Consider the following 23960-nt stretch of genomic DNA (forward strand, 5'->3'; position numbering starts at 1 on the left):
TCAGGACCCCCGGCGAATGACGTAGACGGTGGTGCTTTCACCGGGCCGCAGGTTGTGGTTCTCCACCGAAACACCCACGACGTCACCGCGCTCGCGATCGAATTCCTGCTCGGCGAGGACCATGTCCTGGTTGGAGACGTTGGTCAGGATGTAGCGCTCGCCGATGAGGCCGCGGCCTTCGTACAGCCGGATGAGCGAGAACTTCGCCTCCTGCCACAGCTGGATGGGCCGGTTCACTTCCTCGACGCGCACGTCGGTGGGCGGGCGGTCCGACGCCATCGCCACCAGCATCCCCTTGAGCGCGCGGACGTGCTGCGGCGTGCGTGCGGTGGGCGATCCCGCGTTCGCGTCAGCGCGCGCGAAGCGCGGTGTCTTGTCGCGGATGACGATCGTGTCGGCCGGGGTGTCCGATCGCTTCAGCAGCAGCGTGTAGGTCGCGTGCTGCGAGGAGATGAAAAGGTTGACCGGTTTGCCCGGGCCCCCCACCGGGCGAACGTAGATCTCGCCCTTCTCGGTGTCGCACTCGAGGATGATCTCGCCGGCGGGATTGATGCCGCCGGCGGCCGCATTCGAGCTCGAGCTCGCGCCGGGCTGCGGAGGCGCGCTGCTCGTCATCGACGAGCCACAGTTGGTCGAGTAGATGTTGCCGAAGACGTTGGTGATCGGCGAGCCGTCGATGCGGATGCGCGTCGGCTCCTTGAGCGACAGCACCGCGTCGACGGAGACCCCGTCGGTCGCCTCAACGAGCTGCAGCGCGTGCGCCGGTGTGGCGCTAGCGAGCAGCAGCGTCGCGGGAATCAGCAGCGCCGAGGCGAACTTGTTGGCCAGGTTGCGCATACGGGATCTCCTTGAAGGACTGGATGTGGACGCGGCCGCCCGCGTACTGGAACTGGGCGAGGTAGGAGCGGGTTTCCGGGTCGCTCACGTCGGCGCCGTTGATCTGGCGGCGAAGCCGGCCGGTGATGACGACGGACTGCTTGGCCTCGTCGGCGGCGAGCTGCTGGACGAGGAAGAAGGTGGAGGCGTTGTTGCCGCGCAGACGCTCAGCCTCCAGGTCCATCTTGGTCTTCATCGCCGCGTGCTGGTCGGGTGCGACCCAGTTCAGCAGGAGGTTCTTCTTCCAGTCGATGGTGGTGGGCGTCACGTCGAGCATCAGCCAGGCGACGTAGCCCCCCATCTCTTCGAGGTACTCGCGGCTCGCCTTCTCCTTCGTCACCCAGAAGGTCTTGTCGATGTTGGGCGGGACGATGACGGTGCGGTCGGAGCCGACGATGCTCACGATGACGCCAAGGCAGAGCAGGATCGTCAGCGACTGCACGCCGACGATCGCTCCGAGGATTCGGTTCGACCGACGCTGTGCGCGAAGGTCGTTCTGGTGTTGGGAGAAGTCCATGAGTGGGTGTTCCCTCGACGGTTCAACCGACCATTCGGCGGATGTGCGAAGGCGGGGTGGCACGCAACGCGGTGATCGGGTTCGTCGGCAGGGCCCAGTAGGCCCAGTGCATCGCGAACGCCGGGTGCTTGTCTGCCTTGGTGCGCGAGATCCAGCGGCTCAGGAAGAAGCCGGCAGCTGCGCAGAGCACGAAGCCCCACTTGGTGCCGGACATCCAGCCGAGGAACAGGAAGAAGACGAAGGGGAACGCGACATCGGCATCCCAGAAGCCGATCTTCCATTGGTCATCGAGCCGCCGAGGGATGTAGGTGTCCGACTGCATCGCGTTCCCCTTGTCTTAGCCGTTGCCAGCGGAACGGCTCAGATGACCGCGCCGAGGATCGCGCCGGCGATCGTCAGGCCGACGGCGCCGAAGATGGCCATGCCCAGGTAGAACAGGACGGGGCCGAAGTTGCGCAGGGCGGCCAGGCTGATGAAGGCGACCACGAAGCCGACGAAGGCGACGAGCGCCTTGACGCCCGGGCCCAGCGCGGCCAGCTGGGTCAGCGCGGACACCAGCGGGCCGGTGATGCCGGTGAAGGCCACCAGGTCCAGCGCGTAGCTGGGCGCGGCGACCATCAGGCTGGCGATGAACGCGAGGAAGATGCCCGCGCCCATCATCACCTTGCGGGACGGCAGGGACAGGGTCGGGGTGAAGGCTGCAGCTTGCATTGCACTCTCTCCAAGAGGTTGGTTTCAGTCAGGTGGTGGTTCGAGCCGTGCCCAACGAGGCAATGGCCCGCTTCACGATCTGGTCCGCACCGATCTCGAGGGCCAACTCGACGCACGCGTCGGCGAGGTAGCTGAGATCGATGACGGGGTCGTTCGTGGATTTCTGGATGCGCCGCAGCTCGGCGAAGCTCTGACTCCGGACGATCGTTGCCGTCCATCCGGGTCGGGGCTTGCGCCTACGCTGCGGGGATGCAGCCGACATCTCGGCGGGCACGGCCGGGGTCGTGCCCTTCGAGGTGTCGGCGGATTGGGGCCGCGAAGGGCGCGCGATGGGCCTGTCCATCACATCACCCCCGTGGAAAGGAAGACGACCTCGACGCGCCGGTTCTTGCTTCGGCCGCCCTCGTTGTCGTTCGGGGCGATGAAGCAGCAGCGCCCCTTGGCGTCGATCGATATGACGTTGGGCAGGTCCGGCACCGCGTCGCGCATGTAGTTGCGCACGGCCAATGCGCGGGCCAGCGCGAGCTTCTGGTTGACTTCGTCGGAGCCCACGCTGTCGGTGCGCCCCGAGATCACGATGCGGTCGGATTCGCGCGCGGTGGGCAGGGCGCGGCGCAGGGTGTCCTTGGCGGTGTCGGTGAGCGCTGCGGAGGCGAAGGGAAACGTGAGCAGGATGTGGATCTCTTCGACCTTCGGCCGCGCCGGCTTGGCGGCCGGTGCCGGTGCAGGTGGCGGCGCGGGAGACGACTCGACCACCGCGGGTTCGGGCCGCACGGGCGCAACGAGAGCGACCGTTTGGCGCAGCTCAGCCTGGGGCAGGGTCTTCTGCGTCACGGACGGGCAGGCGGGCTCGGCGCACGCGGCGAAGTAGGCGTCGCGCCCGAAGTTCATCTGGACCACGCGCAGCTGTGCGGGACGTGAGGCCACGGAAGGCGCCGCCTGATCGTCGGCAGCACGCGGAAGCAGGGAACACGAGGCGGTGGACAGGACCAAGGCGCCGGAGAAGCCGAGAGCGACGGCCAGGCGCGTGAGGCGCATGTTCATGGAGACACCTTCGCGGACAAGATGAAGCGGGTCGGCTGTACGGCCGACTGAGGGGCGGCGGCGACCTGCTGAACTGGCGGCGCCTTCGCCTGGCGCGCCGGCTGCATGCCGGGCAGGCGCCGATAGACGCGCCACGCATACTTCGCGCGTGCTGCGCGACATTCCGCACCCTTGAGTTGCGAGCAGGCCGCGTTGTAGGCGCCGACAGAGTCCCAGCTGACGCCCTGCCGCGCAAAGTAGCCGGCGAGCAGCCAGGCGCCGACCATGATGTTCGTGCAGGGCTGGTAAAGATCGCGCTCGGTGATCCCGTAGCGCGAGAGGTTTGGAAGGTGCGAGCTGTTGATCTGCATGAGCCCGATGTCGTACGTGCCCGTGCGCTTGCGGTGATCGAGGTTCACGGCGGCCGGGTTGAGATCCGACTCGGCACGCGCCACCGCGTACAGCAGTTGGGCCGAGACTCCGTAGCGCGACGCGGCCTCTTCCCAGCACGCGCTTGCAGTCGACGGTGCGACCGCAGCCACGGTGAGCAGGGTGAGCAGAAGCGGGCGAAGCAGCATCGCGTCAGCTCAGTTGGTGATCCACGCTTGCGCGCGCGGCGACGTTGAGGCGCGCCTGGCGCAGCGTCCGTGCGATGGGCTCGGCGCTCGAGCGGACCACCGCCACGCAGCCGCTGGCGATCGCATCGAGGTCGAACTTCGGATTCGGATGCGAGTTCCAGGGTGCGCGGTGCTCCTTGAGCAAGTCGTCGAACTGCGTCTGCCAGAGGTGGCAGGTGCGGCGCGGGGACTTGGGATCGCGCGTGCTGAGCTCGGTGATCAGGAAACGCTGCAGGCGGGCAATGCCCTCCGAATCGGCCAGCGTCAACGCGACGCACGCGGACAGCAGATCCGGGAACCGAAAGGTGGGCGCCTGGTTCTCGCTGCAGGCGAACACCGTGTGGAGCCACTCGTGTTCCGGGAGCCACACGCGCGTCATGACGATGGCGGGCTGAGCAGCGACGAAGGGTTGCCGCATCGTCGAACCTCGCAAGAAAGCTTCGTGGTGGGTGTGCATCTGGTGCCTCAGAGAGGCCAGCCCGATGCATGACCTCGAAGCCCGAGCGTAGAAAGTTGCATCGAATCGCGCCAACGGAAAGGCGGGTGCTACGACCCCCCGAAAGTTCCGGTCGATTCGATTCCGCCGTTGATTCCTACGTGCGAAAGAGACACGGCCCGCACATGGCGGGCCGCGTACTTGACGAGATAGGCAGGACGCTCAATGGATGAGGTGGTAGTTAGAGATTGCCCGGCTCAGCACGAAGAGCATCAGGAGCAAGGCGCCGATCGTGTAGAGCGGGCTGAGGGTGAACGGCAGGAAGACGCCCACCAGCACCAGGGCCAGAAGTGCGATGCCGACCGTGGCGCTGGCGGTGAAGACCTCGGCGCTGTGCGCGACGAACTCGCGCGCCCGAACACTGCGCACCGCGAACCCGTCGACGGCGCAGATGAGCAGGAACACGAGCAGCAGCGGCAGCACGTGCAGCAGGGTCGAGGCGCGGAACGCGGCCAAGCCGAAAAGCGCATCGACCGACTTGAAGTAGGGCGACGAGAACAGGCGCATGCTCATTTGTCCAACCTCGGCGGCCATCGCCGTGTTGACGCCGGGCCCAGCGACCTGCACGGTTGCCGCCGGCGGCGTGGAGACGGCGGCGCCGGAGGCTTGGAAGTCGAGCATGCGTTCGAGGATCTTGCCCGCGGCCGCATCGCCCCAGAGTCGCGTGTTGATCTCGTGCTCTGCACGCACGGTCTGCATGAGCTGGTCGGGCGAGAAGGCAGAGGGCACGTACAGCACCAGGCACAGCACGCAGCACAGGGCTGCGATCCAGACGATCCGGATCATGCTGGCGCCCCTTCGCGCCGGCTCGGCGCCACGTCGAAGTCGGGGTCCAGGATGGCAAAGCGGCCCTTGATCAGCCGACCACCGGACACCTGGGCGAAGTACTGCAGGTTGGGGAGCTTGCCCAGCATGTCCGCAGGGATGCGCTCTTCCATGCTGTCGGTGATCTGCACGGAGTTGCCCGTGCTCCAGTCCCCGAGGTGAGTGTCGGCACCTTGGTTGCGACCCACGCGCATGGTGTGAATGCCGGTCTTGCCGAAGGTCTCAACCACGAAGTCCTGCGTCGGCCGATCCTTGGTCCTCAGGGCGATGAGGTTGTTCAAGTTGCCCAGTGCCATGCGCGCGGCGTCCTCGCTGCCCAGGCGTTTGGCGAGGTCGGCCAGTGTCTGCATAGCGCAGGTGGCGTAGATGCCGCCCTCGGCGCCCTTGTTCAAGATCTCGATCAGCGGCTGGTTCATGACGTTCGAGGTCTCGTCGACGAACAGCGAGATGCGTCCCTTGATGCCGAGGTTGTAGCGCATGCCCGCGCGGGCCGAGAGGTCCGCGAGCGCGAGCGCGCCGATGGCCGAGGCGACGGCGGGATCGGGCAGCGAGTCCAGACACATGTACAGCACGTGGCCACCGCGCTCGATCTTCTCGAAGTTCATGATCGGGCGGTTGTCCTCGAGGTCGAACGGGTCGGGCGACAGGCTCTTGCCCAGCGAACCCGAGGTGAGCATCGAGAGGATCGGCAGCAGGCTGGCGGTGATCTTGGCGTAGTGCTCCCGGTTGTGGCGGAAGACGCGGATCTGGTCATCGATCACCCGCTCGTGCTGGTTCGGGGGCACCTGCTGCTCGTAGTACGTGACGTAGGCAATCAGTTGCGCGCTGGTCACCTCGGACGGTCGCTTCAATTGGCCGCGGCCGGCCTCCTGCAGCAGCTTGCGCATCTCGACCGAATCGCGCCAGCCGCGGGGCAGCGTGCGGTCGAAGAAGTGGGCGAGCGTGGCCTCGAGCACCGGTTCGACGCCGCCGGCGATGTACTTGATGAGCTTGACCAGGTTGGGCCGGTCCTCGAGGCTCACGAGGCCTTGCACGACGACGTTGACGGCGTCCCAACCGAAGGCGGTGAACGTCCCGTCCTTGTCGGCTGGCATGATCGACTGCAGGCGCGACGCGATTTCGGTCGGCTTCTGCCAGTTGAAAGTGAAGTCCAGGCGCACGCCCTGCTCGGGGAAGGCGGGGTGAAACTCGAGGAAGGTGTCGGGCTGACGGTAGTCGGCGCAGGCCCGTTGGACGATGCGCTTCATGCGCCGGCTGTTCTTGGGGTCGATGATGATCACGACGTCCTGCCGGCGGACCGCCTGCGTGATGAGATTGGCCAGTGCCACGCCTTTGCCAGCCTGGGTGGTGCCGACCAGCAACGTGCCCCCCTCGAAGTTCTGCAGCGGCCGATACAGGGCCTCTTCCTTCGGCTCGACGCCGTGGATGAACGGCATGCCGATCTCGCCGTCCGGCTGTGGGTCTACCGTGTAGCCGAGCATGCGCAGCAGCTTCGGCGAGACGGAGAAGTCCTTGTAGTTGATCTTCGCGAGCTCGTAGAGGCGCTGGGAATGGATGGGCTGCCACTCGAAGCCGAAGCCGAGGAAGACCTTGGCCGGGTCCGGCGTCAACTGCGCAAGGCGCCTCGTCGTGATGACCTGCATCGCGCGGCCCGAGAGCGACGCGCGGACTGTGAGCACGCGCAGAGACTGCCGCACGCGCAACAGCATCATCACCAGCGCGAAGCCTGCCAGCGTCAACGCGATCGGCATCGCGACGAGGCGCGCGCCGGTCATGTAGACGAAGTAGAAAAGGCCGATCAACCAGGCCGCGGCGGCCCACAGCTCGTAGGCCGGGCGCCAGGGCATTTCGTAGGGACGGACAAGCATCGCGATACCTCTACTCGCTGGTTCGGAAGTCGGCCGGGTCGAGACCGGCAACGTGGATGGGCTTGACGATGACGCCGGCCTGTTCCTGGCCGCGCATGTCGTGCTGGTAGGTCCGCGGGCGCCGATCCTTGGTGCCGACGAGCATGTCGACCTCGGCGAGCGAGCGCAGCGCGACGCTCACGTCAACCTTCTGCAACTTGAAGTGCTCGATCGGCACGAAGACCCCGGTGGCCACGGTCACCGCTGTTGCCTGGCCGGCCTCTCCATTCAGGGAGTCGATCGCGAGGGCGAGCGCCTGGCGGACCTGCGGGACGAGGCGCATGGGCGCCTTCAGGGCGAAGCGGATTGGCGGAAGCCGCTCTTGATCGCCGCTGGCTGATGGCGGCGTCGACGGCTCGATGGCCCCGGGTGCTTCGTCGCCGACTTGAGTGATGACCGCCATCTGGGCATCAGGCGCAAAGTCGAGCGCCCCCTGCGCTGCGCCAGGACTTGGCTCGGCGGCCTCTTGCGGCGGAGCTGCGACTGCAGCGGGGCGAGACGGGCGGCCGGCGGAAGCGGCAGCGGGGTCCGGCGGCGCGGGTGTGGTGTTGGTCTTGGCAGGTTGCGCCGAGCCAGGCCGAACAATGAGTGCCTGCTGGAGTGGCTCGACGGGCCGCGTTTGGCCGGCCAGCAGGATGTCCGGTGACGCGAGGCGAACCGCTTCGATGGTGGACGACGTGCCGGGCGGCTGGATGGACCAGGCCGTCTGGCTGCCGGGCGGTGACTGCAGGACGCCGGCGGCGGTAAGGATCTCGACGATGGTTTCGGGTGACTTCGGGATGCCGCGCAGCTCGTCGTCTTCCAGGACCTTGCGAATCTCGGCTGAGGCGTTGGGCCAGACGATGAAGAGGCCATCCTCGCCGAACCACACCCGCGATCGTTCCGTGTTCGGCGACCAGGCTGCATGCGAAGCGACGAGGCGCCGCATCGCGTCGAGCAGATAGCGCTCGATGTGCGCGCCGAGGATGGGCTTGCCGTATCGGTGCGCGCTGGCCACCAGGTCGCGGTCGATGACAAGTGCAGCCGATCGCTTTACGAGCTCGATGAGGATGCTCTGCTCGTGCAGAAGCGGCAAGCCGGTGATGGACGCCAGCATCTGCGGCACCACCGTGTTGTTCCCGGTGGCCAGGTGCTGCATCGTCTCCGGCGGCACGATGTGCGGCAGCGGGAAGAGGCTCAGCCCGCGGCTCTCCGGCGCGTTCGCAATCCAGCGCACGAAGAAGCGTCGCGCCTTGCGCTGCTGAAGCCACTTCGACAGCGGCATCAGGTAGGCTGGCCACTCGTTGCCGTGCTCGTCGGTCACTGCGGCGTGGCTCAGCGTGCGATGCAGCTCGCTGCACAGGCCAGCGAGGAATGTGGCCTGGCGCCAGCGCGGCTCGAGTTCCTTCCGCACAGAGATGGTCGCGCGACCGGAGACGATGTGCGCATCGGTGCCTTGCAGCGCGTAGAAGGCGACCTCGAGCCCGAGACGGAAGAGCCCGCCGGCGCCGCAGAAGAAGTTGTCGGCGGTGGCGGGGAGCAGGTTGACGTAGGAGGCGTAGGCGCGGATGGGGGCGACGATGTCGCGCTCGAACGTCGGGTTGTCGCAGCCGTAGCAGTACTTGAATCGCTTGAGGAGTTCGTCCTCGGCGGCGAGCAGTTCATCGACCGATGCGGCCGCGATCCCAGGGTCCACCGAAGGGTAGGGCGATTCGCCGGGAGCCGGCAACACGCCGGCCGGCTCATGGCGCGGCGCCGCCGGCGCTGATGCCTTGCGGAAGGAAAGCAGGTCGATGAGGGACATGCGCAGTTCGCACTTGGACGAACCTGCATGATCCTGTTCGCGTCGAGCGGCGACAAACGGAAATGCCGGCGCTGCGACCCCCCGAAAGTTCCGGTCGATCCGCCGCTGTTCCGACCAATTAGTGTCGTGAACAGGTCATTAGTGTCGTGAACAGACCAATAGAGTCGTGAACAGGGTTCCGCCTGTCCGGGGGGCCGGCTAGAGGGCAGACCGCCAGGTCTTCACCGTTTGGCTTCGGGCCGCGGCGGTCCGCTCAGGGACGGTAAGCCGTCATCGGGGGCTCGCCCTCGGGCGGCTCTGGACGACCCTAAGCCGATACTCACGGCCTCGAATACCTTGCCCGGAAGCCGGCGGTCAAACGCGGGGAGTGGGCGACTGACGCAAGACAGCTTCGGGCTAACTCTCGGCGGAGAACGGCGCCGAGCGGCAGCTACTGCTCTATCGAACAGGCGAGCTGGCGAGCAAACTACCGCTCTCGTCGACCATGGTCACGGCGGCACGCACCTGCCTTTCATCCGCGTGATCCTGCGGGCCTGTGACTATGAGAGTGAGGCGGCAGTGCCCGGAATCTTCCGCGCCCAGCCTGTCATACCGGAACACTGCACCACCGGGCGGGACGCCGTAGAAGAGCCATGTGTCGTGGACGTTCGTCCTGCTCTTGTAGAGGTCGACGGCAACGCGCAGGACCTTTGTCGGATGGACGTTGGTAACGCCGCACGCCACGGCCTTGAACGGGTCCGCCCCGAACCGGGGAGCGGGCGCTTGCACGGTGTCGCTCCACATGTTGCACCCCGTCGCGCGTGCCTCCGGATGTGCGGCGCAGTTCGGCAGGTGCGGCAGGAATTCGTAGGCCACCGGCGCCCCCTGGATGGTGAACTGGGCAAGTGCCGGCGCAGGCAAGGCGAGCAGGCCTGGAGCCACCACCGACGCGGCAAGGATGTGCTCGCAGAGATTCACGGTCGTGCGTTCCCGTTTGACGAGTGGAGGGGGTAGGAGCGCAGTCGGCGGCGACCGCCGCTACCGCAGCGGCTGCGACCATGTCCGACCGGTGCTTTCCGCCAGCGACATGGACGTGCGAACCTGTCGTGCGTCGGCGTGGTCCCGCGACGACGAGGGGAGCAGATCAATCCGACAGAAGATCGTCAGTGGCAAGCTGACCGGTCCGGCGTTGCGAATGGCCTGAAGGACCGACACCGGTGCCGCGGCAGTGCTGATGGCGCCACTCGCCAAGCCGCTGAAGTCCGTGTGCCCGACGGGATAAACGTATCCGCCTCCGTACGCCAGGAATTCGATCTTGCCGCTGACCGGTTTCGTCGGGTGCAGGTTCATGATCAGGCAAGTCCCGTCCACCGCCGTCGACGGGCCGTAGGTCACCACCTCGCTCCAGAGTGTGCAGCCGGCGCCGCGCGCGTCCGATGCCACGACGGCGCAAGGGGGCGGGGCTGCGGGCGTGAGCGGTGCGGTGCCGGTGGCAAGCGGCGGCGTCTGGGCTGGAATTGCAGAGGCGTACACGCAAAGGCCGATCAGTGCGAGGAGTTCCTTCTTGACCATAGCGTTGCTCCGATGGCGATGAGACGAGGAAAGGGCCATAACGTCAGAACCCGAACAGCAGGTGGCGCAACGCCGCTGCAGCCGAGTCGCGCGGAACGCGGACCTCGTCGGGTCTGGTTGAGGGTGCAACCTCCACCCCTGTCGGTTGGAGGTTCGGCGCGGAAGCGGATAGGACCGACGCCAAGCTGTGGGCTGACCCGGCGCGCGTTCCCATGTCAGGGACTTGCCCGGCGGCGCCGGCGCAGAAGCGATGCAGCACGGTGCTGAGAATGCTCGTGTGGTCGAACACGACTTTCGACGTCCCCTTCGATGACCAAGGCGAGACGACGATGCACGGCACGCGCGGCCCGAAACCCAGAAGAGGCTTGACGTGGTCGTAGAACCCCCCGTGCTCGTCGTAGGTGATGATCAGCACAGTTTTGGGCCACGCGGGGCTCTGGATGAGGGCGTTGTAGACCCGTGCGACGAAGACCTGTCCGTTGTTGATGTCGCCGTCGGGCGGATGGTCGTCGCTGGCGGCGCGCGGCCCATCGGGTACGTCGCTGAAGTTGGGGTCGACCCAGGTGAACGACGGCAAGTCGCCGGTGCTGGCGCGGTCGAGAAACTCCGCGATCGGTCGCATCCGGGCCGTATAGTTGGCATCCTGCGCCAAGCGCTCGTAGATTAGCGCGAAGGGCATGTCGGAAAAGAAGACGCGCCAGTCGACGCCGTGCTCACTCAGCACCTCGAAAATCGTCTTCGCGGTGATCGAAGGGGGTTGTGAAGCTGCCGAACTGCCCGACGGTGTCTCGAGCAGGCCGCCGGTTTGCCCGGTCATCGCGAAAATGCGGTTCGGCCAGGTGTCGGTCGGTACGGAGGCAAACCACCGGTCGCACACCGTGAACTGGGCCGCGAGGGCGTCGTAGGCCGGCAGGTCGGCTGCGTTGTAGTAACTCATCACCTCCGAGGGTCGCTCGAAGTGAGAGGTGTCGTGCGGCTCTTGCACGAACGTGATGGTCGTGTCGAACGCGAGTGCCTTGTCAGCACCGCTTGACACGCGGCAGGTCCAGTTGCCTGCGGGTGCGAGTTCCGCGGCGGCCGCCGGGTAGGCGACGGCCAGCGTAGTGTTGCCCGCAGCCGAACTGATCGACGCCACTGGGTGAGTTGCACCGGGCGACCAGATCTCGATCGATCCAAGCAGACCGCTCTCCGTCTTGCGTGGGGCATTCGAGACGACGCAGCGAGCGCTGATGAGGCCGGGCAACGTTGGCCTGAAGGCCACCGCGCGCGTGTCGCCGGCGTCCACGGTGGCAGTGTCGTGCACTTGCTGCCACCGGGGCGGCAAGTTGGGGTCGGTCGCCTCTCGCGCCAACTGGCGCTCGAAGTTGCGCACGAAGCCGGCATTGGACTTCAGCGGCCCTGGCAGTGCGACCGCCTTGTTCGTCGCCGTGTCGCCGGCGAGTTGTTCGACGACGTCCTCGTGGCCGTGACCGGGGTCGTTGTGAAAGCGCGTCGAGGTCCGGTGGTGGACGGTCTGCGCCACGTGCGAGGAGTCGAGGTTGTATTCGGTGCCCTTCAGCCCGTCGACGTCGGCACGGCCCGCGCCGGTGGGCGTGGGCAGGCTCAGATACCCGAGCATGTGATCGAAGGAACGGTTCTCCATCATCAGGACGACGACGTGGTCAACCTTACCGAGGTTCCCCGGCATCGTCGGGTAGCGCACGGTAGCGTCGCAGCGTGCGGGCGCGAGCGGGAAAGCTGCCTTCGGTGAACCGGCCTGGGTGTTGGTGAGCCGCATCGTCCAGTCACCCGCAAGCTCCGCGGCGCCGGCCGTTGCGTGCGCGGTGATGACGAGCCGGGTCGGCTGGTCCGGCGCCGAAATGTTGAGCAGCCTGGTCTTCGTCGCCACGGCAACTGTTGCGCCCGGCTTCAGGATTTCGACCCGCAGAGCCACCGAATACGACGCAAACCGAACGGCTTTCGGTTGTTGTTTGCCTCCGCCTCCTTCGCCGGTGTCCGGCTGCAGCCCGACGGCAACGACGACGACGTTCACCAAACCGGCTGCGGCCGGTCGAAAGGTCAGATTGACCACTTGCTCGAGCCCCAGAACTTGCCCACGGATCTGTGTCGGGTAGGTCATGGCCTCGTCCTCAGCTCGTTTGGGGTACGACGTAGTCAACGGTCAAGACGCCGTCATTCAGTGAGTAGCGCAGATTGCCGGCCGACTTGCCCAGCCGAAGCAAGGCGATGAAGAAGTTCTCGATGTATCCCCGCAGCCGTCCGCCGTCGAGCTTCGAGATCTGCTCGCTCAACTTGGATCTGACTTGGTCGCTCGCGTCGAAGACGAAGTTCATGCCGCCGACCGCGACAGTGAACGAAGCATCCACTGCCACCGACACGGTGCCATCGAACGCAACGGTGAGCGCGATGGAGAACGTCCGTGCACGCACGTCGTGGACAAGCTTGTCGAGATCGAAATCCGAGTCGATCAGCACGAACTTCGCCGTGTTCAAGTTGAACGGCAGTTCGAGCGATAACACCGGTACCCCGTTGCGCGACAAGAGCTCAGTCGCGATGACGCGGTCGCCATCGGAGTCGAGATCCAGCACCCGCAGCACCACCCAGGTCAGGGTGACTCCGACGGTGCTCTCCAGCCGGAAGTCCTGCACGTTGAATTCGCTCGCCCGTCTGCCGTGGTCGGGCCCGGTCAGTGCGTCAGCAAGCGCATCGGACCATCCGACAAAGCTGCTCTGCTCATGCGGATCGGTCTGGATGTGCCAACGGAGGCCGGCAGCGGCCACCGCCTCGCCCACCATGAGGCTCAGCAGTCGGGCATCGAAGGTGGCCGTGCGCGTCACCCATTGGACGTTCGGTGTGTAGACCACCTGCGTGTCGAACTGCATTGCCACGACAGTGTCGTTGCTGACTTCGCAGATCCAGTCCCCCGGCACTGACAGGTCCGAAGCGCTCACGTCGTAGGTCAGGGCGAGCACCGCTGTTCCGATCGGACCCTGAAACGATGCCACTGGTTTGGTGTCTAGTGGCCGGCGCACTTCGATCTTGCCAACCAGGCCGGTCTCGGTCTTGGCGCGCGGTTGCGACGGGCGGCTGCGCGCAGACACGTGCCCTGGGCCCGATGGGCGAAAGCGAATGACGCAAGAGTCGCCGCCTGCAATGACAGACGTATAGGATGCCGTATCGGCCATGGTCCAGCCTCCGGGATCGAATTCGGGTTAGACGCGGTGACGTACGCCTCAAACGAAGGTGTGACGACCCGAAAACAACGGTGCTGCGGTCTCCACGCGCGTCAACGAAGCGACGATTGATTGACGATGGTCTGGCCGAAGGCGTACGTGTAGTTGGTCAGATCGCCCGGACCTGCCGCTCGTCGGCGTGATCGCCCGGCCCTGTCACGACGAGGTAGATCTGGCAGCGCACCCCGCCGTGCGCGGGATAGGGGTCTTCGAAGAGAGCCGCTGCTCCGGGCGCAAGAGCGAAGCCCTGAGGCCCGGCCGAGGGTGGGCGGCCCGGGTTGCCGATGACCAGGACCGCGTGAATCGACTTCGTGAGATGCAGGTTCAGCACGGAGCACGTCGAACCCAGTGGAGCCCAGGTGGTGGGCGTTACGAGAAACTCGCTCGTGATGGAGCACCCTGTCGCTCGTGCCTCGGGGTGAGCGCTGCAGTTGGACAGCACGGGAACCGGTGTGGGGCCCGGCATGGGCGGCGGAATGACGACGAGGTTCTGAGGCCAGGCTGGCGCTGCGCAGGTACACAGGCACGCGACTGCAAGAAGGCGTTCGAGGATGTTCATGCTGAGTGTCTCCAAGGGTGCAACGCACGCGGTGCGCCGAGCGACCTGCGTTCAACGCCGCGTCACGACGACCTCCAGGTACTCGCTCGGCACGACCAGCGAGCCCGGGCCGGCGCGGTTCGATCGCTCGAGCAGGTCGCGCAGGTCTTGCGCCAGCGCCTCGGCCTTGTCCGCAGGCAGGGCGGCGAAGGCCTTGTGCGTGGGGCCATACCACGTGCGGAAGACCTCGATGAAGTGCGCGGGCGACCGGTAGCGGAAATTGAAGATGCGCGCCGTGGACGCCACGTGCGCCTCGCTGCGCGGGAACAACTCCGACAGGCGCGCCTCCGTGCCCCAGGCCGACGGCGGCCTCAGTCCCGCCGGCGGCGGCACGTGCCGGCCGAGCGTCTTGAAGAGCTGGCCGATGAACCCGTCCGGCGTCCAGTTGGCGAGGCCGATGCGGCCGCCCGGCCGGCACACCCGCAGCATCTCGGCGGCGGCCTTGTCCTGGTCAGGCGTGAACATGACGCCGAACGTGGACAGCACGGCGTCGAACGTGCCCAGGGCGAAGGGCAGGGCCTCGGCGTCCGCGGTGCGGAACTCGACATCGAGGTGCTCGGCACGTGCGCGGTCGGCGCCCCGTTCGAGCAGCGTGCCGACGTAGTCCGTGGACGTGACCCGGCAGCCACGACGGGCGGCGGCAAGGGTGGCATTGCCGTTGCCGGCGGCGACGTCCAGTACGCGTTCGTCGGTGCGCAGGTCGCAAGCTTCAGCGAGCAACTCGCCCACGATCTGAAGCGTGGTGCCGACGACGGCGTAGTCGCCGGAAGACCAGGCCATCTGTTGGCGCGCCTTGATGGCGGCGAAGTCCGTGGCGGCAGGGACCGGGGCAGTGTCGGCTGAGCTCATATCGGCATCTCCGGGTTCTAGGTGGTTGGGATCAAGGCCTTGCCGGGCAGCAAACCCGACGGTCGTGGTGCCCCCCTGCTGCGGCTACCGCGGAAGTCAGCTTGATGGGGCGGAGGCGAATCTGCGCCGATCCGCGCGCGATGTACTTGAGCCGTTTGAGAGCGCCTTAAACCTCCTTAAACCGGGTCGTGCCTGTTCCCGGCAGAGGCAGAGGGTGGGCGCCGGGGCCGCAAAATCTGGTGCATGTCTTCCGCCTACCGCTTCGGCCGGTTCGAACTGCGCCCGGACCGGCGATTGCTGCTGGTCGAGGGTGAAGCAGTGGCGCTCGGGACGCGAGCCTTCGACCTGCTCGTCGCCCTGGTCGAACGACGTGAGCGTGTGGCCACGAAGGGCGAATTGCTCGAGGCCGTTTGGCCCGGCCTCGTCGTCGAGGAGAACAACCTCCAGGTGCAGGTCAATGCCTTGCGCAAGCTGCTTGGGCCGCAGTCCATCGCCACGTTGGCCGGGCGTGGCTACCGATTCGTCGAGCCGATCGAACTGGTCGCGGATGCGGGTCAGCCATTGCGGGTGGCGCGCGTGGCGCACAACCTTCCCCATGAAAGGACTCGGTTCATCGGGCGCGAAGTGGAGCTGGCCGAATGCGCGCAGTGGCTGGCAGAGTCGCGCCTGGTCACGCTCACGGGCATCGGCGGTTGCGGCAAGTCTCGGCTGGCCGCCGAGGTGGCCCGGCGCGGGGCGACGCAGTTCGTCGATGGCGTGCGACGTATCGACCTGGCTCCGGTGTCCAGCCCCGAGCGTGTCGTGGGTGAGGTGGCCCGAGCTTGGCAGGTGGTCGAGGAGCGCCAGTGCCCTCTCGACGAGGCTCTGCCCCGGCAGTTGGGTTCACGTCACGTCCTGCTGGTGCTCGACAACTGCGAGCACTTGCTGGACGCCTGTGCCGAGCTCGTCGATTGCCTGCTCGACATGTGCGATCACGTGCATGTGCTGGCCACCAGCCGCGAGCCGCTGGGGGTCGAAGGCGAGCACGTGCTTGCTGTGCGGCCGCTCGATCTGCCCCCGGAGGGCGCGGGCGTCGATGCCGCGACCGGCAGCGCGGCCGTGCGCCTGTTCGTTGACCGCGCGCGGCATGTCGTGCCGGCGTTCGACCTGGCTGACCACAACGTTGCGGTCGTGATCGACGTCTGCCGTCGGCTCGACGGCATTGCGCTGGCGCTCGAACTCGCGGCTGCGCGCTTGGCCACCTTGTCGCTGGAGGATCTGCAGCGCATGTTGAGCGACCGCTTCCGCCTGCTTACCGCCGGCGGGCGCGGTCTGGCGCGCCATCAGGCGTTGCATGCCACCTTGCAGTGGAGCTACGACACCCTGAATGCCGACGAGCAACGCCTGCTTCGCTGGCTGTCGGTGTTCGCGGGCGGGTGGACCTTGGCGTCGGCTGCCGCGGTGTGCAGGGCCGACGAACCCGAGATCGAGGTCGCCGACCGGCTGCGCCGGATCGTCGACAAGTCGCTCGTCGAGCTCGTCCGGCAGCCTGACGGCGGCGCCCGCTACGGGATGCTGGAGACGGTGCGCCAGTTCGCGCTGGATCAGTTGCTGGCCCATGGAGAGGCACGACCTGCGCGCGACGCGCACCTCGATCACTTCATTGGCGTGGCGCAGGCGCTATGCGAGCGAATGTCCGAAAGCACCGAGATTGCCTACGAACGGATAGAGGTCGAGCTCCAGAATTTCATGGCGGCGCACCAATGGTGCGACGAGAACCACATCTCGGCTGAACTTGGTCTGGTGCTTGTTACTCGCCTGCGGCGCTACCTTGGGGAGCGCTGCCCGTTCTCAGTCGGGGAACGGTTGTTTCAGCAGGCGCTTGCTCGCCCGGGTGCACAGAGCGAGACCCTCGCGCGCGCCGATGCGCTGTTCTCGCTGGGTCAGCATCTTTGCTGGAGCGGTCGGCGAGCGGATGCGGCCGGCATCCTGCGCGATGCGCAGCGCATTGCGGAGATTCACCAGGCGCCCGACATCCAGAGCCTTTCGCTCACGTTGCTCCTGCACGCCCAATTGATCGCTGGCGACAGCGTCGCAGCAGAGGAAACGGCGCGGCGGGCGTTCGAGATCGCCCAATCCAGCGAAACCGGCTTGGTGCGGGCCTGCGCGTGGGCGGGGCGGGGCACCGTGCACCAATTTGCCGGTCGCTACGACGAGGCCTCGAGCGCCATGGACGAAGCGATGGCGCTGATTCCGGATGGCGATCCCAGCAACCTGGCGTACGTGCTGCGCCTGCGGGCACGTGCGTCGATCGGGGCCGGGCGTCTTGCCGACGCACGGGCGCAGACGGCGCGCAGCCTGACCCTGGCCCGGCATCTCATGTCGTTGCCCGAGTTGCAACCGACGATCGAAACGGCCGCGCGCTTGGCCGCCGCGCTGGGTGACTTCGAACGTTCGGCCTGGACGCAGGGCGTGTCGGATGCGCTGGCAGGCCGCATCGGTATCGAGGCCAACGCCTTCGATGACCCGGCTCTTGCGCGGTTGCGCGCCCGGCCCGTCGAAGTGCTGGGCCCCGAACAGTGCGCGGCGAAGCGCGCGGCCGGCATGGGGGCTGCACCAGACTCGGCCATCGACGAGGTCCTGGCCTGGCTACAGCGGGCCTCTGCCGAGACCTGAGGGCGGCTGATGCCAGCTCCGGCAAACCATCGGCGCCGAAGGAGCCGCGCCAGTGCCTCACCCGCGGCGCGCCGCCTCGATCTTGGCGATGTCGATCTTGCCCATCTCCATCATCGCCTAGAACACGCGCTTGCTCACCGCGGGGTCAGGGTCGGCGATGCCTTCGGTCAGTACGCGTGGCGTGATCGGCCACAAGAGGCCCCAACGGTCCTTGCACCAGCCGCAGGCGCTCGGCTGGCCGCCGTTGTCGACGATGCCGTTCCACAGCCCGTCTGTCTCGGCCTGGTCTTCGGTGGCCACTTGGAACGAGAAGGCCTCGCTCTGCTTGAAGGCCCGGCCGCCGTTGCGCGCCATGCAGGGGTGCCTAGACGTACTGCGTCATTCCAATTCCCCCCGACAGCGGCCCTTCTGCAAAGATCGCTCCTGGCCGATCTCCGCCTGACGCCAGCGTGCGCCGTGCGTCACCTCTATCCCGAAGCTGACTCCCGCCGTTCACGACTCTATTCGCTGGCCTGCTCGTCTTCGAGCCGTCGGCCGCCGCACGTGTTCACGACTCTTAGGAAGCCTGTTGTGCAATCGCCTCGCCGCGAACCCGCACGAAGGCTTGGCGGCTGTTCACGACTCTAATGGACCGGAACAGTCGATGTTCCGGCCAAATACTGTCGTGAACAGGTTAATAGTGTCGTGAACAGGCCATTAGAGTCGTGAACACTGCTCGGCCTGTCCGGCGGCTGTGGCCAGAGGTTGGCCCTCCGGGTCGTCAGCGTTTGGCTCCGGGGCGCGGAGGGCGGCTGAAGGAGGGGAAGCCGTCATCACGGGCGCGCCCTCGGGCGGCGCTGGACGGCCCTTAGCTGTCCTTCGTCGTTCTACACAGCTGCCCGATGGCCAGCCTCCGATCCATGCGCTTCCCATCCATGGAGCGGCCACTCGCGGCCACCGGGAACCGGACTTCAGCGCCCGCGCACGGAGAACGACGAACGGCACCACAACGTCTCAATGTCACCGCCGCGAAGCGCGAGTCCCGGCGCAGAGCAATCCCAGAGACGCAACAAGCGCCAGGCACGCCAAGACACCCAGAGCCCTCCTGTCTTCGCCGGGTCTGGGTTGTGAGTTGACGCAACGCAGGGATGGGGTCGATGCACCGGCACGGGGTCCAGGCAAACCGTCGGCATGGGCTGCAGCGTCACATTGTTTCCGTAATGTCGCCTCTTCCATCACCAGCGCGGCCGACTGTGCAGTGGCGCGGTCCATGCAAAGGCAAATTGCGAGCGCTACGACTAGAACGATCGCCGTGCCCCTCCGGCTCGAGCATGCCGGCGGCATCTGAGCAATGGGCGTCTGACTCCACCCGGCGACCAACCGACACGCCCGCACGCCTGCCATCGCAGGGCGATAGATGGGAACGTCACCCGGGGACTTCATGCCAGGCGTGTTCAGTCTTGCCGCTCGTCAGCCTCGACGCGTGCGCAGCCGAGCTTGGTACTGGGATCGACTCACTTGCCGCTCAACGCCGACACGCATCTGCCCGTCTGCCGGACCAGTCTCGTACAGAACGACTGATGCGTCCTGCACTCGCTTGTCGAACTCGAACAAGAAGTCCAGCAATTCAATGACGCGTGTCTCGAGCAGGGGCGTCGGCGCGCTGTTCGGCCACTGGCGCACGATCCAGTCGCAGATCGACGCGTGATCCAGGCAATCGGCCGTTTCGACCGGCACGTCCGGTGTCAGCCCATTGATCACCAGGCAGACCTTGACCGGCCGCAGTTGTCGAGCCTTTCCGGGCGGGCCGACCGCCAGCTTCGTTTCCACACCCTCCAGGCGCAGGGTCCACTTCGCGCGCAATGCCATCACGCGCTCATTCCGCGCATGCGCATGCTGCGCCGGCGCAATCCCTCGAGCGTGAGCAGCATGGCCACCGAGATGAGGGTCAGCACCACCGCCGCCGCGAGAATGGTCGGGCTGAGCTGTTCGCGCAGCCCCGTCCACATCTGCCGCGGGATGGTGCGCTGCTCGACGCTGCCAAGGAACAGCACCACGACGACCTCGTCGAACGAAGTGGCGAACGCGAACAAGGCGCCCGAGAACACGCCCGGCCAGATGATCGGCAGCGTGACGCGGCGAAATGCCGTGACCGGCGACGCGCCGAGCGAACGCGCGGCGCGGAACAGCCCACGGTCGAAGCCGGCGAGCGTCGCGCCGACGGTAATGACGACGAAGGGCGTGCCGAGTGCGGCGTGCGCGAGGATCAGCCCGCCCAGGCTGTTGGCGATGCCCAGAAGCGAGTAGAAGAAGTACGCGCCGACCGCGACGATCACCACCGGCACGATCATCGGTGAGACAAGCACAGCCGTGATCAGCGCGCGACCCGGCAGCTTGGGGTGCGTCAGCCCGATCGACGCCAGCGTGCCGAGCGCGGTCGCGATCGCGGTCGCGGCCGAGCCGATCACGAAGCTGTTCTTCACCGCGACCTGCCACATCTCGTCGGTGAAGAACTCGTGGAACCAGTGCAGACTGAAGCGACGGATCGGATAGGTGAAGTACGCGTCGGCGTTGAACGCGAGCGGCATCACGACCAGCACCGGCGCCATCAGGAAGAGGAGCGCGGCGACGCACCAGGCGTCGAGCAGCCAGCGGCCGATGCGGCCGGCCGGCCCGACGTACGGCGGCAGCGACGAAACCTTAACCGAGGCGGACATTGCCCACTCCCACGATGCGTTCGTAGACGACGTACAGCACCAGCACGCCGGCCAGCAGTAGGCCGCCGAGCGCCGACGCGAGCCCCCAGTTCAGGCTGCGCGTCAGATGGTCGGCAATGAAGTAACTCATCATTTGATCCGCCGCTCCACCGAGCAGCGCCGGCGTGATGTAGTAGCCCAGCGCGAGGATGAAGACCAGCAGCACGCCCGCGCCGACGCCGGGCATCGACTGCGGCACGTAGACGCGCAGGAACGCCGTCGCCGGGGACGCGCCGAGCGAGCGCGCCGCGCGCACGTAGGCGGGCGGGATCTGCTTCATCACTGAATACAGCGGCAGGATCATGAAAGGCAGCAGGATGTGCGTCATGCCGGCGACGACGCCGAAGCGGTTGAACATCAGCTCGAGCGGTTCGCGGATCAACCCCAACGCCTGCAGAGCCGAGTTGACGACGCCCTCCTTCTGCAGCAGCACGATCCACGCGGTCGTGCGCACGAGCAGCGAGGTCCAGAAAGGCAGCAGCACCAGCACCATCAGCAGGTTGCCGGTCTTGGCCGGCTTGGCCGCGAGCCAGTACGCGAGCGGGTAGCCGATCGCGAGGCACGCGAGCGTCACCAGCACGCTGAGCCAGATCGTGCGGCCGAACACGTCGAGGTACAGCCGGTCGCCCTCGGGCAGGCGCTCGAAGCGATCCTGCGCGTCGCGCCTCAGGTCGAGCGCGGCCAGGTAATAGCCCGCGGTCGGCGTCCTCGCGGTCTGGCGCAGCACGGTCCAGATCCCGGGCTCGTCCCACGCCGGGTCGATCTGCACGAATCGTTGCTTCCACGAGCCGGGTTCGCCCGCGTCGGCGCCGGCCATGCCGCGCACCGTCTTCATGAACAGCGTGCGCAGACCGCTTTGCTCGAAGTTCAGCCGGCTGGCGACGCGGCTCGCGGTCTGCGCCTCGGCCGCCGCCTTCATGTCCTCGGCGAGGGCAGCGAACGCCGGCTCGTCCGGCACCTGCGCCTGCGCCGGGAGCCGATCGAGCAGCCGCGCGGTGCGCGGCAGCACGTCCGAGACCAGCGGGTCGTGGATGCTGTTGACGAGCATCATCCCGATCGGCACCAGGAAGCTCAGCAGGATGAACAGCAGCAGCGGCGCGATCAGCGCGTACGCGCGCAGGCGTGCCCGGCGTTCGGCGCGGCGCAGCCGCTGCTTCAGAGGACTGCGACCGTCGGCGGCGTCGGCGCCGACCGCGCGCGCGAGGCCGGCGGGCGCCGCGAAGGTGACCAGATGTGGGTCCGACATGGTGTTCTCCGGCCGACACGCGTTGGACAAGGCGGCCGCACCGGAAGCTTCGCGGCTGCCGGCGCGGCCGGGGTTCACTTCGCGAGCCAGGCCGCGAAGCGCTGGTTCATCTCGTCACCGTGATCGGCCCACCAGGCGGCATCGGTCTGCAAGTGGCGGCCGTGCTGGCTCGTTCCCGGCAGCCAGGGCTTGACCGAGTCGGCGACCAGCTTCAGCGAGGACTTGCGCATCGGCGCGTAGGGGATGTAGCCGGTCTCGTCGGCGAGCGGCTTGCTCGAGGTGGCGAAGCGCACGAACTCCATCGCCGGTGCGACGTTCTTAGAACCCTTGACCACCGCGAACAGGTTCGGCACCACGACTTGGCCGTCCCAGACGAGCGCGAAGTCGCGCTTGTCCTTGGTGTTCGCGTCGTAGATGCGGCCGTGGTAGACGGTGGTCAGCGCGACCTCGCCGGCGGCGAGCAACTGCGGCGGCTGTGCGCCGGCCGTCCACCAGACGATCTGCGGCTTGATCGTGTCGAGCTTCTTGAATGCCCGGTCGACCCCGGCCGGCGTCGAAAGTACCTTGTAGACGTCCTGCGGCGCGACCCCGTCGGCCATCAGCGCCCACTCGAGGTTGACCGGCGCCTCCTTCTTCATCCCGCGCTTGCCGGGGAACTTCTTCAGGTCGAAGAAGTCGTCGAGCGTCTTGGGTGCGTTGCTCGGGTACTTGGCCTTGTCGTAGGCCACGACGTTGGCGTAGGTGATCGTGCCGACCGCGCACGGCGTGATCGCTCCCGGGACGAAGTCCGATTTCGCCGGCGTGCCGTCCTCGCCCGGCGGCAGCTTGACCGGGTCGATCTTCTCGAACAGACCCTCGTCGCAGCCGCGCAGCGCCTCGGCGAGTTCGACGTCGATCACGTCCCACTTGACGTTGCCGGTCTTGACCTGCGCGCGGACCTCGGCGAGCCCGCCGTTGTAGTCCTCACTCAGCACCTTGACGCCGCTCTTGGCGGCGAACGGCTTGTACATCACCTCCTGCAGGCTCTTGCCGTAGGCGCCGCCGTACGAAGTGATCGTGATCGTCGATTGCGCCTGCACCGCGGTGCCGAAGGCGGCGAGCAATGCCGCGGCGAGCAGTGTGCGAGGGATGCGAGTCTTCATGCGGGTCTCCTGGGGTGGTCGGGCGCCCGGGTCCGGTGCGCCCTGGTGGTGGCGGGGTAGGGAAATCAGGCCGGCGCGCGCAGCGCGTGGCAATCCTGGGCGCGCCAGCCGAGGCGGATCGCGTCGCCTTCTGCGACCGCGCGCTCGCGCGCCGCGTTCGGCAGCTTCATGACGATCGGCTGGTCGCCGAACGCAAGCACGCGCAGCCGCAGGTGGTCGCCGAGGTAGGTGACGTCCTGCACCTGCGCGTCGGCGAGCACGTCGCAGGCGCCCGGGGCGGGATTGAGGAGAACGCGTTCGGGGCGCAGCGACAGCAGCGTCGCTGCGCCGGTGTCGCCAGCCTCGACCGCCTGCGCGCGCACCTGCGAGCCGTCGGCCAGGCGTACGTCGCACCACTGGCCGTCGCGCCGCTGCACCGTGCCGGCGAGCTTGTTGTTCTCGCCGATGAACCCGGCGACGAAGGCGTTGGCCGGGTGCTCGTACAGGCGCCCCGGCGTATCGAGCTGCTGAATCACGCCGGCGTCGAAGACCGCGATGCGGTCGGACATCGTCAGTGCTTCGCCCTGGTCGTGCGTGACGTAGACCACCGTGAGGCCGTGGCGGTGGTGCAGCTGCTTGATCTCGTACTGCATCTGCTCGCGCAGCTGCTTGTCCAGCGCCGACAGGGGTTCGTCCATCAGCACGAGCTTGGGCTCGAAGACGAGCGCGCGCGCGACCGCGACGCGCTGCTGCTGGCCGCCCGACAGCTGTGCGGGGCGCCGCTCGCCGAAGCCCTTGAGGCCCACCATTCCGAGCGCACGTTCGACGCGCGCCGCGATGTCGGCCTTGCGCGTGCGCCGAACGGTCAGCGGGAACGCGACGTTCTCCGCGACGCTCATGTGCGGGAACAGCGCATAGCTCTGGAACACCATGCCGATGTTGCGCGCCTCCGGCGCCAGCCGATTGATCGGCTTGCCGTCGAGGAAGATCTCCCCGTGAGTGGCGGTCTCGAAGCCGGCGAGCATCATCAGCGTGGTCGTCTTGCCCGAGCCCGACGGCCCGAGCATCGTCAGGAACTCGCCCTTGGCGATGTCGAGGTTCAGGTCGCGGACGACGAGATGCTCGCCGTCATAGGTCTTCTGAACGCCCTTGAGCTGGACGATCGGCTGGCTCATGTGCTGTCTCCCGGCCCGCATGTGCGCGGGCGTGTCGTCGAG

The 23960-nt window shown here is 67.0% G+C and carries 23 protein-coding genes and 1 pseudogene; 1 reads left to right on the plus strand and 23 read right to left on the minus strand.

The annotated features are described in order from the left end of the window. From D9C15_RS27780 to D9C15_RS27860, 17 genes are all read right to left on the minus strand, one after another. The gene (locus D9C15_RS27780; protein WP_128002276.1) at positions 1–837 is read right to left on the minus strand and encodes a type-F conjugative transfer system secretin TraK; all 837 of its coding nucleotides are present in this window, start codon (positions 835–837) and stop codon (positions 1–3) included. Beyond that, positions 773–1393: a type IV conjugative transfer system protein TraE gene (gene traE, locus D9C15_RS27785; protein ID WP_128002278.1), complete on the minus strand. Its 621-nt coding sequence runs from the start codon at positions 1391–1393 to the stop codon at positions 773–775. Before traE ends, D9C15_RS27780 begins: the two co-directional genes overlap by 65 nt. A gap of 22 nt (positions 1394–1415) precedes the next feature. After that, on the minus strand, positions 1416–1715 hold the full coding sequence (gene traL / locus D9C15_RS27790) for a type IV conjugative transfer system protein TraL (protein ID WP_128002280.1): 300 nt from the start codon (positions 1713–1715) through the stop codon (positions 1416–1418). Positions 1716–1753: 38 nt separating this feature from the next. Then, positions 1754–2104: a hypothetical protein gene (locus D9C15_RS27795; RefSeq protein ID WP_240668620.1), complete on the minus strand. Its 351-nt coding sequence runs from the start codon at positions 2102–2104 to the stop codon at positions 1754–1756. A 28-nt stretch (positions 2105–2132) separates the two neighbouring features. Further along, positions 2133–2447: a hypothetical protein gene (locus D9C15_RS27800; protein ID WP_128002282.1), complete on the minus strand. Its 315-nt coding sequence runs from the start codon at positions 2445–2447 to the stop codon at positions 2133–2135. Then, a complete protein-coding gene (locus D9C15_RS27805) occupies positions 2447–3148 on the minus strand; it encodes an OmpA family protein (RefSeq protein ID WP_128002284.1) in 702 nt (233 codons plus the stop codon). The genes D9C15_RS27800 and D9C15_RS27805 overlap by 1 nt, the downstream gene beginning before the upstream one ends. Further along, positions 3145–3705, minus strand: a complete 561-nt coding sequence (locus D9C15_RS27810) for a lytic transglycosylase domain-containing protein (protein ID WP_128002286.1) — start codon at positions 3703–3705, stop codon at positions 3145–3147. Before D9C15_RS27810 ends, D9C15_RS27805 begins: the two co-directional genes overlap by 4 nt. A gap of 4 nt (positions 3706–3709) precedes the next feature. Continuing rightward, positions 3710–4201 (minus strand): hypothetical protein, encoded by a 492-nt coding sequence (locus tag D9C15_RS27815; RefSeq protein WP_128002288.1) that lies wholly within the window; start codon positions 4199–4201, stop codon positions 3710–3712. A 201-nt stretch (positions 4202–4402) separates the two neighbouring features. Continuing rightward, a complete protein-coding gene (locus tag D9C15_RS27820; protein WP_128002290.1) occupies positions 4403–5026 on the minus strand; it encodes an IncC plasmid conjugative DNA transfer DtrJ family protein in 624 nt (207 codons plus the stop codon). Continuing rightward, complete coding sequence (gene traD, locus D9C15_RS27825) at positions 5023–6984, minus strand: conjugative transfer system coupling protein TraD (RefSeq protein WP_240668621.1); 1962 nt, start codon at positions 6982–6984, stop codon at positions 5023–5025. Before traD ends, D9C15_RS27820 begins: the two co-directional genes overlap by 4 nt. Continuing rightward, complete coding sequence (gene mobH / locus D9C15_RS27830) at positions 6944–8755, minus strand: MobH family relaxase (protein WP_128002292.1); 1812 nt, start codon at positions 8753–8755, stop codon at positions 6944–6946. The genes traD and mobH overlap by 41 nt, the downstream gene beginning before the upstream one ends. 438 nt (positions 8756–9193) lie before the next feature. Continuing rightward, complete coding sequence (locus D9C15_RS27835) at positions 9194–9712, minus strand: hypothetical protein (protein WP_128002294.1); 519 nt, start codon at positions 9710–9712, stop codon at positions 9194–9196. A gap of 60 nt (positions 9713–9772) precedes the next feature. Continuing rightward, positions 9773–10306 (minus strand): hypothetical protein, encoded by a 534-nt coding sequence (locus D9C15_RS27840; RefSeq protein WP_128002296.1) that lies wholly within the window; start codon positions 10304–10306, stop codon positions 9773–9775. A 43-nt stretch (positions 10307–10349) separates the two neighbouring features. Further along, positions 10350–12425: an alkaline phosphatase family protein gene (locus D9C15_RS27845; protein WP_128002298.1), complete on the minus strand. Its 2076-nt coding sequence runs from the start codon at positions 12423–12425 to the stop codon at positions 10350–10352. Positions 12426–12435: 10 nt separating this feature from the next. Beyond that, positions 12436–13491 carry a hypothetical protein gene (locus D9C15_RS27850; protein ID WP_128002300.1) on the minus strand — a complete coding sequence of 352 codons (1056 nt, stop codon included), beginning with the start codon at positions 13489–13491 and terminating at the stop codon, positions 12436–12438. 157 nt (positions 13492–13648) lie between these two features. Beyond that, the gene (locus tag D9C15_RS27855) at positions 13649–13870 is read right to left on the minus strand and encodes a hypothetical protein (protein ID WP_128002303.1); all 222 of its coding nucleotides are present in this window, start codon (positions 13868–13870) and stop codon (positions 13649–13651) included. 279 nt (positions 13871–14149) lie between these two features. Further along, positions 14150–14986, minus strand: coding sequence for a class I SAM-dependent methyltransferase (locus D9C15_RS27860; RefSeq protein ID WP_128002305.1), 837 nt, complete (start codon positions 14984–14986; stop codon positions 14150–14152). A gap of 243 nt (positions 14987–15229) precedes the next feature. Between D9C15_RS27860 and D9C15_RS27865 the strand changes: the two genes are divergently transcribed. Next, the gene (locus D9C15_RS27865) at positions 15230–17641 is read left to right on the plus strand and encodes an ATP-binding protein (RefSeq protein WP_128002307.1); all 2412 of its coding nucleotides are present in this window, start codon (positions 15230–15232) and stop codon (positions 17639–17641) included. Between the two features lie 117 nt (positions 17642–17758). Here D9C15_RS27865 and D9C15_RS27870 read toward each other — a convergent pair. The 6 genes and pseudogenes from D9C15_RS27870 to D9C15_RS27895 form a co-directional block, all read right to left on the minus strand. After that, positions 17759–18001, minus strand: a pseudogene (locus tag D9C15_RS27870) (VOC family protein); the annotation flags it as partial. A gap of 1089 nt (positions 18002–19090) precedes the next feature. Continuing rightward, positions 19091–19489 carry a hypothetical protein gene (locus D9C15_RS27875; protein WP_128002311.1) on the minus strand — a complete coding sequence of 133 codons (399 nt, stop codon included), beginning with the start codon at positions 19487–19489 and terminating at the stop codon, positions 19091–19093. Beyond that, positions 19489–20337 carry an ABC transporter permease gene (locus tag D9C15_RS27880; protein ID WP_128002313.1) on the minus strand — a complete coding sequence of 283 codons (849 nt, stop codon included), beginning with the start codon at positions 20335–20337 and terminating at the stop codon, positions 19489–19491. The genes D9C15_RS27875 and D9C15_RS27880 overlap by 1 nt, the downstream gene beginning before the upstream one ends. After that, complete coding sequence (locus tag D9C15_RS27885; protein ID WP_128002315.1) at positions 20321–21622, minus strand: ABC transporter permease; 1302 nt, start codon at positions 21620–21622, stop codon at positions 20321–20323. Before D9C15_RS27885 ends, D9C15_RS27880 begins: the two co-directional genes overlap by 17 nt. Before the next feature lie 74 nt (positions 21623–21696). Further along, positions 21697–22764 carry an ABC transporter substrate-binding protein gene (locus tag D9C15_RS27890; RefSeq protein ID WP_128002317.1) on the minus strand — a complete coding sequence of 356 codons (1068 nt, stop codon included), beginning with the start codon at positions 22762–22764 and terminating at the stop codon, positions 21697–21699. A gap of 65 nt (positions 22765–22829) precedes the next feature. Beyond that, a complete protein-coding gene (locus tag D9C15_RS27895; RefSeq protein ID WP_128002319.1) occupies positions 22830–23918 on the minus strand; it encodes an ABC transporter ATP-binding protein in 1089 nt (362 codons plus the stop codon). Positions 23919–23960: the final 42 nt, after the last annotated feature.

The organism is Piscinibacter defluvii (genome assembly GCF_004011805.1).
GTDB classification, from domain to species: domain Bacteria; phylum Pseudomonadota; class Gammaproteobacteria; order Burkholderiales; family Burkholderiaceae_C; genus Piscinibacter; species Piscinibacter defluvii.

Bases quoted from the DNA above. Each gene is read 5' to 3' on its own strand.
- D9C15_RS27780 (WP_128002276.1), bottom strand. From the start codon at position 837: ATGCGCAACCTGGCCAACAAGTTCGCCTCGGCGCTGCTGATTCCCGCG.
- traE (WP_128002278.1), bottom strand. From the start codon at position 1,393: ATGGACTTCTCCCAACACCAGAACGACCTTCGCGCACAGCGTCGGTCG.
- traL (WP_128002280.1), bottom strand. From the start codon at position 1,715: ATGCAGTCGGACACCTACATCCCTCGGCGGCTCGATGACCAATGGAAG.
- D9C15_RS27795 (WP_240668620.1), bottom strand. From the start codon at position 2,104: ATGCAAGCTGCAGCCTTCACCCCGACCCTGTCCCTGCCGTCCCGCAAG.
- D9C15_RS27800 (WP_128002282.1), bottom strand. From the start codon at position 2,447: ATGGACAGGCCCATCGCGCGCCCTTCGCGGCCCCAATCCGCCGACACC.
- D9C15_RS27805 (WP_128002284.1), bottom strand. From the start codon at position 3,148: ATGAACATGCGCCTCACGCGCCTGGCCGTCGCTCTCGGCTTCTCCGGC.
- D9C15_RS27810 (WP_128002286.1), bottom strand. From the start codon at position 3,705: ATGCTGCTTCGCCCGCTTCTGCTCACCCTGCTCACCGTGGCTGCGGTC.
- D9C15_RS27815 (WP_128002288.1), bottom strand. From the start codon at position 4,201: ATGCACACCCACCACGAAGCTTTCTTGCGAGGTTCGACGATGCGGCAA.
- D9C15_RS27820 (WP_128002290.1), bottom strand. From the start codon at position 5,026: ATGATCCGGATCGTCTGGATCGCAGCCCTGTGCTGCGTGCTGTGCCTG.
- mobH (WP_128002292.1), bottom strand. From the start codon at position 8,755: ATGTCCCTCATCGACCTGCTTTCCTTCCGCAAGGCATCAGCGCCGGCG.
- D9C15_RS27840 (WP_128002296.1), bottom strand. From the start codon at position 10,306: ATGGTCAAGAAGGAACTCCTCGCACTGATCGGCCTTTGCGTGTACGCC.
- D9C15_RS27845 (WP_128002298.1), bottom strand. From the start codon at position 12,425: ATGACCTACCCGACACAGATCCGTGGGCAAGTTCTGGGGCTCGAGCAA.
- D9C15_RS27850 (WP_128002300.1), bottom strand. From the start codon at position 13,491: ATGGCCGATACGGCATCCTATACGTCTGTCATTGCAGGCGGCGACTCT.
- D9C15_RS27860 (WP_128002305.1), bottom strand. From the start codon at position 14,986: ATGAGCTCAGCCGACACTGCCCCGGTCCCTGCCGCCACGGACTTCGCC.
- D9C15_RS27865 (WP_128002307.1), top strand. From the start codon at position 15,230: ATGTCTTCCGCCTACCGCTTCGGCCGGTTCGAACTGCGCCCGGACCGG.
- D9C15_RS27875 (WP_128002311.1), bottom strand. From the start codon at position 19,489: ATGGCATTGCGCGCGAAGTGGACCCTGCGCCTGGAGGGTGTGGAAACG.
- D9C15_RS27880 (WP_128002313.1), bottom strand. From the start codon at position 20,337: ATGTCCGCCTCGGTTAAGGTTTCGTCGCTGCCGCCGTACGTCGGGCCG.
- D9C15_RS27885 (WP_128002315.1), bottom strand. From the start codon at position 21,622: ATGTCGGACCCACATCTGGTCACCTTCGCGGCGCCCGCCGGCCTCGCG.
- D9C15_RS27890 (WP_128002317.1), bottom strand. From the start codon at position 22,764: ATGAAGACTCGCATCCCTCGCACACTGCTCGCCGCGGCATTGCTCGCC.
- D9C15_RS27895 (WP_128002319.1), bottom strand. From the start codon at position 23,918: ATGAGCCAGCCGATCGTCCAGCTCAAGGGCGTTCAGAAGACCTATGAC.